The organism is Pseudomonas sp. B16120, assembly GCF_044218845.1.
Taxonomy (GTDB): Bacteria; Pseudomonadota; Gammaproteobacteria; order Pseudomonadales; family Pseudomonadaceae; genus Aquipseudomonas; species Aquipseudomonas paracarnis.
On sequence record NZ_CP162588.1, the window covers coordinates 4,932,421 to 4,947,637 of the forward strand.

The 15,217-nt window shown below is 60.5% G+C and carries 13 protein-coding genes; 7 read left to right on the plus strand and 6 right to left on the minus strand.

Going from position 1 to position 15,217, the window contains the following annotated elements:
* Nucleotide 1: 1 nt before the first annotated feature.
* A complete protein-coding gene (locus AB4P90_RS23045) occupies nt 2-1,333 on the plus strand; it encodes a DUF58 domain-containing protein (protein ID WP_014719741.1) in 1,332 nt (443 codons plus the stop codon).
* A 52-nt stretch (nt 1,334-1,385) separates the two neighbouring features.
* On the opposite strand, the gene AB4P90_RS23050 is transcribed toward AB4P90_RS23045, so the two are convergent.
* Entirely contained in the window at nt 1,386-1,745 is a 360-nt protein-coding gene (locus AB4P90_RS23050) for a PilZ domain-containing protein (protein ID WP_019821226.1), read from the minus strand.
* Nucleotides 1,746-1,967: 222 nt separating this feature from the next.
* Nucleotides 1,968-2,342 (minus strand): tol-pal system YbgF family protein, encoded by a 375-nt coding sequence (locus tag AB4P90_RS23055; RefSeq protein ID WP_003193903.1) that lies wholly within the window; start codon nt 2,340-2,342, stop codon nt 1,968-1,970.
* 173 nt (nt 2,343-2,515) lie between these two features.
* On the opposite strand from AB4P90_RS23055, the gene pyk reads away from it, so the two are divergent.
* Complete coding sequence (gene pyk, locus AB4P90_RS23060) at nt 2,516-3,967, plus strand: pyruvate kinase (RefSeq protein WP_003193904.1); 1,452 nt, start codon at nt 2,516-2,518, stop codon at nt 3,965-3,967.
* Nucleotides 3,968-4,179: 212 nt separating this feature from the next.
* Here pyk and AB4P90_RS23065 read toward each other — a convergent pair whose 3' ends face one another.
* Nucleotides 4,180-5,121: an iron-sulfur-binding ferredoxin reductase gene (locus AB4P90_RS23065; protein WP_288856120.1), complete on the minus strand. Its 942-nt coding sequence runs from the start codon at nt 5,119-5,121 to the stop codon at nt 4,180-4,182.
* Between the two features lie 216 nt (nt 5,122-5,337).
* On the opposite strand from AB4P90_RS23065, the gene AB4P90_RS23070 reads away from it, so the two are divergent.
* Complete coding sequence (locus AB4P90_RS23070) at nt 5,338-6,861, plus strand: fumarate hydratase (RefSeq protein WP_003193907.1); 1,524 nt, start codon at nt 5,338-5,340, stop codon at nt 6,859-6,861.
* A gap of 335 nt (nt 6,862-7,196) precedes the next feature.
* On the opposite strand, the gene AB4P90_RS23075 is transcribed toward AB4P90_RS23070, so the two are convergent.
* Together AB4P90_RS23075 and AB4P90_RS23080 are read right to left on the minus strand one after the other, a co-directional pair.
* Nucleotides 7,197-8,060, minus strand: a complete 864-nt coding sequence (locus AB4P90_RS23075) for an IS3 family transposase (protein ID WP_020300743.1) — start codon at nt 8,058-8,060, stop codon at nt 7,197-7,199.
* Nucleotides 8,057-8,350 (minus strand): transposase, encoded by a 294-nt coding sequence (locus tag AB4P90_RS23080; RefSeq protein ID WP_020300742.1) that lies wholly within the window; start codon nt 8,348-8,350, stop codon nt 8,057-8,059. The genes AB4P90_RS23075 and AB4P90_RS23080 overlap by 4 nt, the downstream gene beginning before the upstream one ends.
* Nucleotides 8,351-8,777: 427 nt before the next feature.
* On the opposite strand from AB4P90_RS23080, the gene AB4P90_RS23085 reads away from it, so the two are divergent.
* From AB4P90_RS23085 to AB4P90_RS23095, 3 genes are all read left to right on the plus strand, one after another.
* The gene (locus AB4P90_RS23085) at nt 8,778-10,544 is read left to right on the plus strand and encodes an ATP-binding protein (RefSeq protein ID WP_395605397.1); all 1,767 of its coding nucleotides are present in this window, start codon (nt 8,778-8,780) and stop codon (nt 10,542-10,544) included.
* Nucleotides 10,538-11,863, plus strand: coding sequence for a sigma-54-dependent transcriptional regulator (locus AB4P90_RS23090; RefSeq protein WP_395605398.1), 1,326 nt, complete (start codon nt 10,538-10,540; stop codon nt 11,861-11,863). The genes AB4P90_RS23085 and AB4P90_RS23090 overlap by 7 nt, the downstream gene beginning before the upstream one ends.
* A 269-nt stretch (nt 11,864-12,132) precedes the next feature.
* Nucleotides 12,133-13,452 carry an MFS transporter gene (locus tag AB4P90_RS23095; protein WP_014719746.1) on the plus strand — a complete coding sequence of 440 codons (1,320 nt, stop codon included), beginning with the start codon at nt 12,133-12,135 and terminating at the stop codon, nt 13,450-13,452.
* A 140-nt stretch (nt 13,453-13,592) separates the two neighbouring features.
* Here the strand turns inward: AB4P90_RS23095 and AB4P90_RS23100 are convergent, their stop codons facing one another.
* The gene (locus tag AB4P90_RS23100; protein WP_019817341.1) at nt 13,593-14,348 is read right to left on the minus strand and encodes a hypothetical protein; all 756 of its coding nucleotides are present in this window, start codon (nt 14,346-14,348) and stop codon (nt 13,593-13,595) included.
* Between the two features lie 177 nt (nt 14,349-14,525).
* Between AB4P90_RS23100 and AB4P90_RS23105 the strand changes: the two genes are divergently transcribed.
* On the plus strand, nt 14,526-15,158 hold the full coding sequence (locus AB4P90_RS23105; RefSeq protein WP_014719748.1) for a flavin reductase family protein: 633 nt from the start codon (nt 14,526-14,528) through the stop codon (nt 15,156-15,158).
* Nucleotides 15,159-15,217: the final 59 nt, after the last annotated feature.

The window sequence follows — 15,217 nt, forward strand, 5'->3', positions numbered from 1 at the left end:
CATGAAACCGACTCGTCTGCTGCTGACCTGGCTGGGCGTTCTGCTCGGCTTGAACATCTTGTTGGGCGCTTCGGCAGCGTTGCAGTTCAAAGTGCCCGCCACCTTGCATTCGGTAGCCTGGGGCCTGCTGCTGGCCCTGTTGCTGCTGGCGATGCTGGATGCCGCACGCTTGCGCCGCCGCCCCTCGGTCCGCGTATACAGGACACTGCCCGGCAGCCTGGCGCTGGGGCGCTGGGAAGAAATACGCCTGTGCCTGGAGCACGACTACCCGCAACCACTGACCGTGCAGGTGTTCGATCACGTGCCCGATGGCCTGGCTGTGGAGAACCTGCCTCAATTCATTCAACTACGCCCCGGTGAACGTGCTGAGCTGGGCTATCGCGTGCGCCCCTTGCGGCGCGGGCACTTCCATTTCAGTCGCTGCGAGCTGCTGCTGCCCAGCCCATTGGGGCTGTGGTCGGCACGACGATGGGTCGACACCCGCGATTCCACCCGTGTTTACCCGGATTTCGCGCGCTTATACGGTGCGCAGTTACGGGGTGTGGATAACTGGCTGAGCCAACTGGGCGTGCGCCAACATCAGCGGCGAGGGTTGGGCCTGGAATTTCACCAACTGCGCGAGTTTCGTGAAGGTGACAGCCTGCGTCAGATCGACTGGAAAGCCACCGCCCGCCAACGAACGCCCATTGCCCGGGAATACCAGGACGAACGCGACCAGCAAATCGTGTTCATGCTCGATTGCGGCCAGCACATGCGCAGCCAGGATGACGAACTTTCCCATTTTGATCACGCGCTCAATGCCTGCCTGCTGCTGAGCTATGTCGCCTTGCGACAGGGCGATGCGGTAGGGCTGTGCACGTTCGCCAGCGACCAGCCGCGCTACCTGAAGCCGGTCAAGGGCAGTGGCCAATTGAACCTGTTGCTCAATGCGGTCTATGACCTACAGACCACGCGAAAAACCGCCGACTACCAGGCGGCCGCCAGCCAGTTGTTGGCACGTCAAAAACGCCGGGCGCTGGTGATCATCGTCACCAACCTGCGGGATGAGGAGGATGAAGCGCTGATGGCTGCCGTCCAGCGTATCGGCAGGCATCACCGGGTACTGGTGGCCAGCCTGAGGGAAGAGGTCCTCGACCAGCTACGTCAGACGCCTGTGCAGACATTGCCCGAAGCCCTGGCTTACAGCGGCACGATCGATTACCTCAACACCCGCAACCAACGCCATGATCGTTTGAGTGCCCATGGGCTGTCGGTGCTCGATACCTTGCCATCGGCGCTGGGTGCCGGGCTGGTCACACGCTATCTGGAGTGGAAAAAGGCCGGGGTATTCTGAGGATGACTGCGCAGGGGTATGGCCAGGAAACGGCCACGACCCCACGCATAATTCAGACAGAGGCCTGCAAAGGATAAAAGCTGAAGTACTGCAACAGCGCGTTGATCAGGTGCCGGTATTCCTCGGGCGCCTCAAGCACGCTGAACCCCGAGTCGTAATGCTGCGGGGTGACATCCTCGTGGCTCCACAAGCAGGTTGCCGTGAGGTCAATCGCCTTGAACTCGCCTTGCGCCACCGGCACTTTCAAGCGCAGCTCGAAATCCACCTCGGTCATCATGGGTAACGAGCTGATCAGCATCAGACCGTTTTCAGACACATTTCCAAGATAGCCGATTGGCTTGTCGGTAATACGATTGAACACCTGCAGAAAATACGGCAGTTGATGCCGCTCGATCCGTCGTTCGGTAAACATGGTGAAGTCGCCATCCAATAGCCAAAAATCTGGCCGTGCCAGTGATTCGGAACAAGCAATCGCTCGCTCTCCCTGGATCTCGGTGTGACAAAACCTACCGCTTGTCACCAAACAAATGCCGAATCCGGGCCTTGCATCCGTTCGAATGGGAAACTGCACAAACAGACATTCAAAGATTAGCCCAAGACTGGCGACAGGCCAGCTATAAAATGACAAATACCATTACAACGACGCAGGCCTTGGTTTTGCCAGGCCTGCAGCCGGCAGATGCCCCAGTTGCTGCAAGGTATCGAGCCGCGCGCGGGCTCGATAGGCGTACTCGCTAGACGGGTAGTGGCCGATGATGAACTGATAGGTCTGCGCGGCATCGACAAACAGTTTCTGGCGTTCCAGGCACTGCCCGCGCAACATCGAAACCTCCGGTTGCACGTAGCGGCGGGTACGACTCTCGCGATCGACCTGGGACAACTCCAGGGTGACACGCTGGCAATCACCGACCCCATAGGCGCGGTAAGCGTTGTTCAAATGGTGGTCCATCGACCAGCGGGTACAGCCGACAACACTGACGGCCAGGGCAGCAACGAGCAAAATTCGCATGGGGTTCTCCTGTCTTGTGCAGTGTATCGACCCCTGGTCGAAAATCTTCAAGGCGTTTGCCCATTCAACCGCAGCCAAAACAAGCCAATCGTCGATAAGTAGTGCAAACGAACAATGACTACAACGAAAGAGCATAGTAGCCTTCCCCAGCGCTTGAACTCAGGAGTCCGTGCATGTCCGTCCGTCGTACCAAAATCGTCGCCACCCTTGGCCCGGCCAGTAACTCGCCGGAAGTCCTCGAACAGCTGATTCTGGCTGGTTTGGACGTCGCCCGTCTGAACTTCTCCCACGGCACCCCGGACGAGCACAAGGCTCGTGCCAAGCTGGTGCGTGACCTGGCCGCCAAGCATGGCCGCTTCGTTGCACTCTTGGGCGACCTGCAAGGCCCGAAAATCCGTATCGCCAAATTTACCAACAAGCGGATCGAGCTGAAGATCGGTGACAAATTCACCTTCTCCACCAGCCACCCGCTGACCGAAGGCACCCAGGACGTGGTGGGCATCGACTACCCGGACCTGGTCAAGGACTGCGGCGTCGGTGACGAGCTGCTGCTGGACGACGGCCGTGTGGTCATGCGCGTCGACACTGCCACGCCGACCGAACTCAATTGCACCGTGATCATCGGCGGCCCGCTGTCCGACCACAAAGGCATCAACCGTCGCGGTGGTGGCCTGACGGCGCCGGCCCTGACTGAAAAAGACAAGGCTGACATCAAGCTCGCCGCCGAAATGGAAGTGGACTACCTCGCCGTGTCCTTCCCGCGCGACGCCGCCGACATGGAATACGCCCGTAAGCTGCGCGACGAAGCCGGCGGTACCGCCTGGCTGGTAGCGAAGATCGAGCGTGCTGAAGCCGTGGCCGATGATGAAACCCTCGACGGCCTGATCAAGGCTTCCGATGCCGTGATGGTTGCCCGTGGCGACCTGGGCGTGGAAATCGGTGACGCCGAGCTGATCGGTATCCAGAAGAAGATCATCCTGCACGCACGCCGTCATAACAAAGCGGTGATCGTTGCGACCCAGATGATGGAGTCGATGATCCAGAACCCGATGCCGACCCGTGCCGAAGTGTCCGACGTGGCCAACGCCGTGCTCGACTACACCGACGCCGTGATGCTCTCGGCTGAAAGTGCCGCCGGCCCGTACCCGCTGGAAGCCGTGCAGGCCATGGCGCGTATCTGCGTCGGTGCCGAAAAGCACCCGACCAGCAAGACCTCCAGCCACCGCATCGGCAAGGTTTTCGAAAGCTGTGACCAGAGCATCGCCCTGGCTGCCATGTACACCGCCAACCACTTCCCGGGTGTCAAGGCCATCATCGCCCTGACCGAAAGTGGCTACACGCCGTTGATCATGTCGCGCATCCGTTCCTCGGTGCCTATCTACGCTTTCACCCCACACCGCGAAGCCCAGGCCCGCGCGGCCATGTTCCGCGGCGTGTACACCATCCCGTTCGACCCGGCGTCGCTGGCACCGAACGAAGTCAGCCAGAAGGCGATCGACGAGTTGGTCAAACGCGGCGTCGTGGAGAAAGGCGACTGGGTCATCCTGACCAAGGGCGACAGCTACCACACCACCGGTGGCACCAATGGCATGAAGATCCTGCATGTAGGCGACCCGCAGGTCTGAGTGACAAGCTGAAAAACAAAAGCCCCGCCCTATGAATGGCGGGGCTTTTTGCATTTCAATGCAGGTCAATGTGTTGAAAATTTCAGGACCTCATCGCAGGCAAGCCAGCTCCCACAATAGTCAGACAACTCGGTCTACTGTGGGAGCTGGCTTGCCTGCGATGGCGTCATCGGCTCCGGACGATAAGCTCCGATACCGACTTGACCAGGCTTTCATAACGTAAAAGGGCGAGCCAGGAACACATCCGCCAGCAATTGATTACGCGGCAGTCCCGCCAGGAACAAGCGCTTGGAAAAGGCCTCGACGCTGGCAGGGTGCCCGCAAAGCAAGGCCAGGGTGTGCCGGGAAACCAGCCGCAGTTGCGCCAATGCCGGCTGCAACTGCGCCGCGGTCCATAGCTCCACGGTGAGGTGCCCATGTTGCGCGGCAAGCGCTGCCAGGGGTTCATCCAGATAATGAGCCTCGGCCTCATGGGCCAGGTGAATCACGCGAATCTCGCCTTGATGATCCTGGCGCAGTGCCTCGCGCAACACGCCCCACAAGGGGCCCAGGCCAGTACCGGAGGCCAGCAGCCACAAGGGTCGTGATTGCCAGTCAGGATCATAGTGCAGCGCTCCACCCCGCAGTTCGCCCAGGCATACAGGATCACCGACCTTCAACTGTCGCGCGGCATCGCTGAAGGCACCGGGTTGACGGCAGTCGATATGGAACTCCAGATACGGCTCCTCCTGGGGCAAACTCGCCAGGGAATAAGGGCGTGCCACCTGCCCTGCCCACAGCACCAAATGCTGCCCGGCCCTGTACCGCAGGGCACGTTCTGGTTGCAGGCGCAGGCGCAGTACCGTCGAACTCAGCCAATCGGCGCCCACCACCTGGGCGGGCAAGCCATCGCGCTGGGGATCAAACGCGTCGACCTTCAGGTCCGCAATGACCCGGCACTGGCACGCCAGGCGCCAACCTTGCTGGCGCTGCGTCGGGCTCAGGGCTTCGGGCTGCTGGTCGTCAACCTCACCCTCGCAACGCACCAGGCACGCATGGCAACTGCCGGCCCGGCAACTGAAGGGCACGGCCACACCGGCCTGATTCAAGGCATCCAGCAGGTTGCTGCCGGGGGTGACCGACCAGTGGCGTTCGCCGACATACAGTTCAGGCATATAAAGACTCGATCATAAGGAGCGCGCACAGGGAATCATGCCTGCGACAGTTTGACCATAGTCGGGTGTATCGGCCACCGTGCCGGGTTATACTGCCGCGCCTTTTTAGCGTCGCGCCTGCACCATTCTGGCGTGCCTTGGAAAGATGGCTTCAGCCGACCGATGCAACACTGAGGCCATCTTTATTGAATGTTCCCTTATAGAGGAGCGCGACTCATGACCGTGATCAAGCAAGACGACCTGATTCAGAGCGTTGCCGACGCCCTGCAATTCATTTCCTACTACCACCCCGTTGATTTCATCCAGGCCATGCACGAAGCCTACCTGCGCGAAGAATCGCCGGCAGCCCGTGACTCCATCGCCCAGATCCTGATCAACTCGCGCATGTGTGCCACCGGCCATCGCCCGATCTGCCAGGACACCGGTATTGTCACCGTGTTCGTGCGCGTGGGTATGGACGTGCGCTGGGACGGCGCAACCATGGGCCTGGACGACATGATCAACGAAGGCGTGCGTCGCGCCTACAACCTGCCAGAAAACGTCCTGCGCGCCTCGATCCTCGCCGACCCGGCCGGCGCCCGCAAGAACACCAAGGACAACACCCCTGCGGTCATCCACTATTCCATCGTCCCGGGTAACACCGTGGAAGTGGACGTGGCGGCCAAGGGTGGCGGCTCCGAGAACAAGTCGAAAATGGCCATGCTCAACCCGTCCGACTCGATCGTCGACTGGGTGCTCAAGACTGTTCCGACCATGGGCGCCGGCTGGTGCCCACCGGGCATGCTCGGCATTGGCATCGGCGGTACCGCCGAGAAAGCCGCGGTAATGGCCAAGGAAGTGTTGATGGAGTCCATCGACATCCACGAGCTGAAAAAGCGCGGCCCGCAAAACCGTATCGAAGAAATGCGCCTGGAGCTGTTCGAGAAGGTCAACCAACTGGGCATCGGCGCCCAGGGCCTGGGTGGCCTGACCACCGTGCTCGACGTGAAGATCATGGACTACCCGACCCACGCCGCGTCCCTGCCGGTGTGCATGATCCCCAACTGCGCCGCCACCCGTCACGCGCACTTCGTGCTCGACGGCTCGGGCCCGGCGTCACTGGAAGCGCCACCGTTGGACGCCTACCCGGAAATCGTCTGGGAAGCCGGCCCATCGGCTCGCCGCGTCAACCTCGACACCCTGACCCCGGAAGAAGTGCAGAGCTGGAAGCCGGGCGAAACCGTCCTGCTCAACGGCAAGATGCTTACCGGTCGCGATGCGGCGCACAAGCGCATGGTCGAGATGCTGAACAAGGGCGAAACCTTGCCGGTGGACCTCAAGGGCCGCTTTATCTACTACGTCGGCCCGGTTGATCCGGTGCGCGAAGAAGTGGTTGGCCCAGCGGGCCCGACCACTGCAACGCGGATGGACAAGTTCACCCGCCAGATCCTGGAGCAAACCGGCCTGCTGGGCATGATCGGCAAATCCGAGCGCGGCCCTACCGCCATCGAAGCGATCAAGGATCACAAGGCCGTGTACCTGATGGCCGTGGGCGGCGCCGCTTATTTGGTGGCCCAAGCCATCAAGAAGTCGCGCGTGGTTGCCTTCGCCGAACTGGGTATGGAAGCCATCTACGAGTTCGACGTCAAAGACATGCCGGTCACCGTTGCAGTAGACAGCAAAGGTGAATCCGTCCACATCACCGGTCCTGCCATCTGGCAGAAAAAGATCAGTGACAGCCTGGCGGTAGAAGTGCAGTAAGCACCTCATCCAAAAGAATAAAGGCGACTGCGGCCCCACGGCCCAGTCGCCTTTTTTATGCCTGGAGCAAGGGACTGCTCCTGATCTTGCTCTTGATCTGCTTTTGATCTTGATCTCAGGCGCCCCGTTAAACCACGCTGGCCGAACGCAGGCTTGAATTCGTGGGTAACCCGGCAGGACGCCGGGTTAGCCGCCCCGCGCCATGGATGGCGCGTGGCGGCGGCCCACGGATTCAAGCCTGCGTTCGGGCACACCGAGCCTAGGCGAGGTGCCGAGTGGTGGGGCAAGAGCGTTTTGCTGGGCCTGTCCCCCGGCAGCGTACGCCATGAAGCTGGTTATCCAGTCTTCTGCCTCAAGCTCTTTGCATATTCGTTCGGAGACCGATACCCCAGAGCTGAGTGCAGTCGACTGCTGTTGTAAAACCCATGCACATAGCTGGCGATCGATAGCTGTGCCTGTTTTTTGGTGGGGTAGACCCCAAAAGCCTCCTCTCTTTTCAGCGTAGCGAAAAAACTCTCCGCCACTGCGTTATCCCAGCAATTTCCCTTTCGACTCATGCTCTGTTTGAAGTCCTTCTTAGCTAACGCTAGACGGAACTTACTGCTTGCGTACTGACGGCCCTGATCGGAGTGAAATACTGCTCCGCTAGTGCCAGAACAGGCGCTCCAGGCATTCAGAAACGCACTTTCCACCAGGCCATCTGGCATGCGGTCTGACAAGCTGTAGCCCAAGATCTGGCGGGTCTGGATGCTCAACACTACGGCCAGATACAGCCAACCCTCTCTGGTTGGGAGATAGGTGATATCACTGACCCAAGTCGGAGTGGGGTTATCGATGGCAAACTGCCGCGCCACCACATTGTTCGCGACCGGCAAGTAATGGTTGCTGTCAGTGGTACAGGGCCTGAAACCGCGTTTGGACTTGCCGTGAATACCCTCCTCCTGCATCAACCGGCTGACTCGCTTGTGGCCCACTGCATACGATTTCTGGCGTAAGGCTGCGACCAACCGTGGCCGACCGTAGGTGTGTCGACTGGCCGCATAGACGCTGCGCAACTCAATGCGAATCTGAGCGTCAGGATCAGGGCGAGGCTGCCTGTGCGTGTAATCGTAGAAACCTGAAGTTGAGACTTCCATCACCCGGCACAACATACGTACCGGGTATTGAGTCCGTTCAGCAGCGACGAAGGCGTATCTCACCTGGACTCTCTGGCGAAGAATACCGCCGCCTTTTTTAGGATTTCACGCTCCATTTTTAGCTCGGCAACCTCGGCTCGCAGGCGGGCAAGCTCGCTGTCCTCCTTAGTGATGGGCTTGCGCTCGGGCGAGCTCAACGGTTGACCCTTGCGCGTGGCGTTCACCCAGTTATCGAGCGTTTTGACGGACATCTCTAGCTGGCGGGCAGCTTCGGTTCTGCCAACGCTTTCAGCTAACGCAACCGCTTGAGTCTTGAACTCATCGGTGTAGTTACGGCGAGTGGATGGATACATGGCAACCTCCAAGAGAACGATTTAAGTATCGCTTCTTGGCGTCCGTTGTCACGGGACAGGCCCATGCTTACTTTGCCGCTTTTGCAAAGTGAGCCGCCGTCAGGGCGGAACCCTAAGTGGCCGTTACCTAACTAACGGATATGTACTCAATCTGATCCCACATCCCGGTCGGCTGTCAGGCCGCCTTCGCGAGCAAGCCCGCTCCCACATTGCGATCGTGGGGTGTCAGGTAGATAGCCGTCGGCTGGCAAGCCGTCATCGCAGGCAAGCCAGCTCCCACAGTTGGATCGTGGGGTGTCAGGTAGATAGATGTCGGCTGTCAGGCCGTCATCGCAGGCAAGCCAGCTCCCCCACAAGCTCCTTGGTCACAAGATATGAGCTGCCCATGCTATGGTGCTCGCCCCTTACCGTGCCTGTTCATCATCGTATGATCGTGATCCCTCGCCCCCTGCGCCTGACCTTCTATTCTCTGTTGATCATCGCCGGTGCGGTGCTGGCTGCCGCCTTGGCCACGCGCCATGCCGAACACCAGGCCTTGGTGGACGACGCCGCCCGTGCCAATCAGCAGCTCGCGCTGTATGCCAACTCGCTGCACACCCTGATCGAACGCTACCGTGCCCTGCCCGCAGTGCTGGCGCTGGATTCGGAGATGATCAGCGCCTTGAAGGGCCCGCTGGACGCCACCACGCAAGACCGGCTCAACCGCAAGCTGGAGCGCATCAACGGCGCTGCGCAGTCTTCGACCCTGGAACTGATGGACCGCACCGGCCTGGCCGTGGCCGCCAGCAACTGGAACCTGCCCAGCAGTTATGTCGGCCACAACTACGCGTTCAGGCCGTATTTCAGCCAGACCTTGAGCCACGGCACCGGGCGCTTTTATGCAGTGGGCGTGACCACGGGTATTCCGGGCTACTTTCTTTCCAGTGCGGTCGTGGATGAGCACGAGCAGTTCCTCGGCGCCATGGTGGTCAAGCTGGAGTTCCCCGAGCTGGAGCGCGAGTGGGCCCAGGGCAATGACCTGCTGTTGGTCAGCGATGCGCGGGGCATCGTGTTTATCGCCAACCAGCCGGGCTGGCGTTATCGCAACCTGCGGCCGTTGTCCGAAAATGACCTGGCTGAACTCAAGGCCACCCGCCAATACGACAAGAAGCAACTGCAGCCGCTGGACACCCAGCCCCTGCAACGCTTTGACGAAAACAGCCACTTGATTCGCGTCGGCGGCCCCGACGGCAACGCCAATTACATCTGGGAGTCGCTGCCGCTCAAGCGCGAAGGTTGGACCCTGCACCTGTTGCGCAAACCCCAGTTTGCCTTTGAAGACCAACGTAACGCGGGCCTTGCCGCTGCGGGTTCGTGGCTGGCATTGGTGTTCTTGGTGCTGTTCCTCAGCCAGCGCTGGCGCCTGGCCCGCTTGCGCCAGCGCAGCCGTGAAGAACTGGAGCAATTGGTCGAAGAACGCACCCAGGCGCTGCGCACCGCCCAGGATGGCCTGGTGCAGTCGGCCAAGCTGGCGGCATTGGGGCAAATGTCGGCCGCCCTCGCCCATGAAATCAACCAGCCGCTGACCGCCCAGCGCATGCAACTGGCGACGCTGCGGCTGCTGCTCGACCATGGTCGCGTGGACGATGCCTACAAGGCGCTCACGCCATTGGATGACATGCTCACGCGCATGGCCGCGCTCACCGGCCACCTCAAGACGTTCGCGCGCAAGAGCCCCAGTGGCCTGCGCGAAAAGCTGGACCTGGCGACGGTGGTCGACCAATCCTTGCACCTGCTCGACGCGCGCCTGCGTGACGAAGCCATCGGTGTGGTGCTGGACCTCACCCGCCCGGCCTGGGTACGTGGCGACGCGATCCGCCTGGAACAGGTGCTGATCAACCTGTTGCGCAACGCCCTCGACGCCATGGCCGACAAACCGCGCAAGCGCCTGGAAATCCGCCTGCACGCCGATCAGCAGCTGTGGCAGTTGAGCGTCTGCGACAGCGGCGGCGGGATTGCCGAAGAACATTTGAGCAGCGTGTTCGACCCGTTTTTCACCACCAAACCGGTGGGCGACGGGCTCGGTTTGGGACTCGCGGTGTCCTACGCTATCGTGCATGAACTGGGCGGACGCCTGAGTGCCGCCAACCGTGGCGATGGCGCGACTTTCACCTTGACCCTGCCTATCGCCCTGGAGACGCCAGACCTATGTTGAACGCGGTGATTGTGGTCGATGACGAAGCCAGTATTCGCACGGCCGTCGAGCAATGGCTGAGCCTGTCGGGGTTTGACGTGCAGCTGTTCAGCCGCGCCGAAGAGTGCCTGGCGCAACTGCCCAAGGACTTTGCCGGGGTGATTCTGAGCGACGTGCGCATGCCAGGGCTCAGCGGCCTTGAACTGTTGGCCGAGGTGCAGCGCCGCGATGCCGATTTGCCGGTGATTTTGCTCACCGGCCATGGCGACGTGCCAATGGCCGTCGAAGCCATGCGCGACGGCGCCTACGACTTCCTGGAAAAACCCTTCAGCCCCGACGCCTTGCTCAACAGCCTGCGCCGGGCGTTGGACAAGCGTGGCCTGATCCTGGAAAACCGCCGCCTGCATCAACAGGCCGATCATCGCGCGCAGTTGGAGTCCAGCCTGCTGGGTGTGTCCAAGGGCCTTCAAAGCTTGCGCCGCCAAGTGCTGGACCTGGCGAGTTTGCCGGTCAATGTGCTGATTCGCGGTGAAACCGGCAGCGGCAAGGAGTTGGTCGCCCGCTGCCTGCACGACTTCGGCCCACGCGCAAAGAAGCCGTTCGTGGCCCTCAATTGCGCGGCAATCCCCGAGCAGTTGTTCGAAGCCGAACTGTTCGGACATGAAAGCGGCGCTTTCACCGGCGCCCAGGGCAAACGTATCGGCAAGCTGGAATATGCCCACGGCGGCACCTTGTTCCTGGATGAAATCGAAAGCATGCCCCTGGCCCAGCAAGTGAAATTGCTGCGCGTGTTGCAGGAACAGAAGCTGGAGCGACTGGGCTCCAACCAGAGTATCCAAGTGGACCTGCGCATCATCGCTGCCACCAAGCCCGACCTGCTGGAAGAAGCCCGTGCCGGGCGCTTTCGCGAAGACCTGGCCTATCGGCTCAACGTCGCGCAACTGCGCCTGCCGCCATTGCGTGAACGTCGCGAAGATATTCCGCTGCTGTACGAGCATTTTGCGCAAAGCGCCGCCGAGCGTCTGGGCCGCCAGGTCGAGCCCTTGAGTGGGCCACAGTTGGGGCGCCTGCTCAGCCATGACTGGCCGGGCAATGTGCGCGAACTGGCCAACGTCGCCGAGCGCCAGGTGTTGGGGCTGGACGAGCCGGAACCGCAAGGGATCGAGACCGGGCAGTCGTTAGCAGCGCAGCAAGAAGCGTTCGAGGCACACTGCCTGAAGGCCGCGTTGACGCGTCACAAGGGCGATATCAAGGCGGTGCTGGCCGAGTTGCAACTGCCGCGCCGTACCTTCAATGAGAAGATGCAGCGGCATGGGTTGGTAAGGGAGATGTTTGTGTAGCGATATTTGGATCACCATCGCGGGCAAGCCCGCTCCCACATTTTGGTCTGTGAACACAGCAGGTGTGGGAGCTGGCTTGCCTGCGATGGCGTCGGCAGCCATAAGCGGATTTCCGCTCATCACCCAAAAACCATCAGCGACTTTCCGCTCAATAAAATCCCGCAACCCTTCTATTGCGGGCCTTCCTCTACTTGGCACAGCTCCTGCTATAGCCCCAACAGGCTGCGCACGCGCCGCTCCATAAAAACAACTAGATGAAGGATCCTTCAATGGATAACTCCAACACCGTGCCTCTGGGATCGACGGCCGCAAAAGCGCAGGAGCGCACCACCTCCAGCCGCATCAAGTCGATCTTCAGCGGATCGGTCGGCAACATGGTCGAATGGTACGACTGGTACGTCTACGCCGCCTTCTCGCTGTACTTCGCCAAAGCCTTCTTCCCCAAAGGCGACACCACTGCCCAACTGCTCAACACCGCCGCGATCTTCGCCGTGGGCTTCCTGATGCGCCCGATCGGTGGCTGGCTGATGGGCCTCTACGCCGACAAAGTCGGGCGTAAAAAAGCCTTGATGGCCTCGGTGTACCTGATGTGCTTCGGCTCGCTGCTGATTGCCCTGAGCCCAGGCTATGAAATCATTGGTATCGGTGCGCCGATCCTGCTGGTGTTTGCCCGCCTGCTGCAGGGCCTGTCGGTCGGCGGCGAATACGGCACCTCTGCCACCTATCTCAGTGAGATGGCCACCAAGGAACGTCGCGGGTTCTACTCAAGCTTCCAGTACGTGACCCTGATCTCCGGCCAGCTCATCGCGCTGGCGGTGCTGATCGTGCTGCAACAGGTGCTGACTACCGAACAACTGTACGCCTGGGGCTGGCGCATCCCGTTCGCCATCGGCGCCCTGTGCGCAGTGGTCGCGCTGTACCTGCGTCGCGGCATGGAAGAAACCGAGTCGTTCACCAAGAAAGAAAAAGCCAAGGAAAGCGCAATGCGCACCTTGATGCGTCACCCCAAGGAACTGATGACCGTGGTCGGCCTGACCATGGGCGGCACCCTGGCGTTCTACACCTACACCACCTACATGCAGAAATACCTGGTGAACACGGTCGGCATGAGCATCTCCGACTCCACCACCATCTCGGCGGCGACGCTGTTTCTGTTCATGTGCCTGCAACCGATCATCGGCGGGCTGTCGGATAAAATCGGCCGCCGCCCGATCCTGATCGCCTTCGGCGTGCTTGGCACCCTGTTCACCGTGCCGATCCTCACCACCCTGCACACCATCCAGAGCTGGTGGGGCGCGTTCTTCCTGATCATGGCGGCGCTGATCATCGTCAGCGGCTACACCTCGATCAACGCCGTGGTGAAGGCCGAGCTGTTCCCGACCGAAATCCGCGCACTGGGCGTGGGCCTGCCGTATGCCCTGACCGTGTCGATCTTCGGCGGTACCGCTGAATACATCGCGCTGTGGTTCAAGAGCATCGGTATGGAAACGGGCTACTACTGGTACGTGACCGCGTGTATCGCCGTGTCGTTGATGGTCTACGTGACCATGAAAGACACGCGTAAACACTCACGCATCACCACCGACTAAAAAATGTGGGAGCGGGCTTGCTGTGGCGAGCAAGCTTGCTTGCGCTGGGGTGCGAAGCGCCCCCAAAAAGCTGGCTCCAGCTACGCTGTCGAACGGGAGCAAGCTCCCTCGCCACAGCAAGCCCGCTCCCTCATTTAGCCTTAGGACAACTCTGCGGCCTCATTGCGCCCATAGCGCCGCTGCGCATACGACGCGCCAGCAATCATCACCACCAGCACCGCAGCCAATACCGCGGATGAACCGATGGTGCCGAAATCCAAGCCGCCTTTTTCATGGGGTTTGGTCAGAAAATCCCCCAAGGTCGCGCCAAACGGCCGCGTCAGTACAAACGCCACCCAGAACAACAATACCGACGAGATGCGGGTGAAGTACTTGAGTACCACCACCGCGGCGATGGTTGAGCCGATCAACAATGCGCCACCGGCGAAGCCCAGCCCCGAATCGTCCGCGAGGAAATCGCCCAATGCGGTGCCCAAGGTGTTGGAGAACAGGATCGCCATCCAGTAAAACAGCTCCCCTCGGAAGGTCTGCACCTTGTTCACGTTCAGCGAGTCACCACTGAGGTGCCACAATGCAAAGATGATCATCAGGATCACGATCAGGATCATCGACCCGGTGGCGTAGCCCAGTCCCAGCGTGCGGTCCATGAAGTCGGACATCGTGGTACCCGCAGTACTGGTAGACAAAATCACGATCCAGTACAGCACCGGGTTGTAGGTTTTCGACCAGAGTTGCGTCACCAGGGTCACCAGGAACACGCTAATGAGGATCATGGAGCTGATGGCGTAGCCAACGTTCAAGGTCATCGACAGCAAGTCCCCGGCGGTTTCGCCCAAGGTAGTTGCGCAGATTTTCATGACCCAGAACGCCAGGGTGATCTGAGGAAGTTTATTCATGCAGTAGATAGCTCCAAGGCTCAGTCTTATAGGGGGTATTGACCTTGGGCGCAGACTGAAGGGGAAACTGTGAAAAATAGGTGGCAGATGTATGAAAAATCCATGGGCACGATGGAAATTCACCGCCATGAATTGCACTATGACCGCCTCCCAAACCGCGTAGCAGGAACCCCGGCCATGCCTGACGACATCCACTTTTACGAACCCGCCAACGGCCACGGCCTGCCCCATGACCCGTTCAATGCCATCGTCGGCCCACGCCCGATTGGCTGGATCTCCTCGCACGACCGCGAAGGCCGCCTGAACCTGGCGCCCTACAGTTTCTTCAACGCATTCAACTACATTCCGCCGATCATTGGGTTTTCCAGTGTCGGGCGTAAAGACAGCCTGAACAATATCGAACAGACCGGCGAATTCGTCTGGAACCTGGCCACCCGCCCGCTGGCCGAGCAGATGAACCAGAGCTGCGCGGCCGTATCGCCCGAGGTGAATGAATTCGAACTCTCCGGCTTGACGCCGGTGGCTTCGAAAATCGTTGGCGTACCACGGGTGGGCGAGAGCCCGGTGTCGTTCGAGTGCAAGGTGACGCAGATCATCCAGCTGCAACGTGCCGACCAGCAATTGGTGCCGAGCTGGCTGGTGCTGGGCGAGGTCGTGGCGGTGCACATCGCCAAATGGTTGCTCAAGGACGGGATCTACGACACCGCTGCCGCCGAGCCGATTTTACGCGGGGGTGGCCCGGCGGATTATTTCCAGCTGGGGCCAGAAGCGCTGTTCAAGATGTACCGCCCAGGCGCCACCAAACCCTGACTGCAATGCAATCAAAACTGTGGGAGCTGGCTTGCCTGCGATAGCGGTGGGTCAGTTAA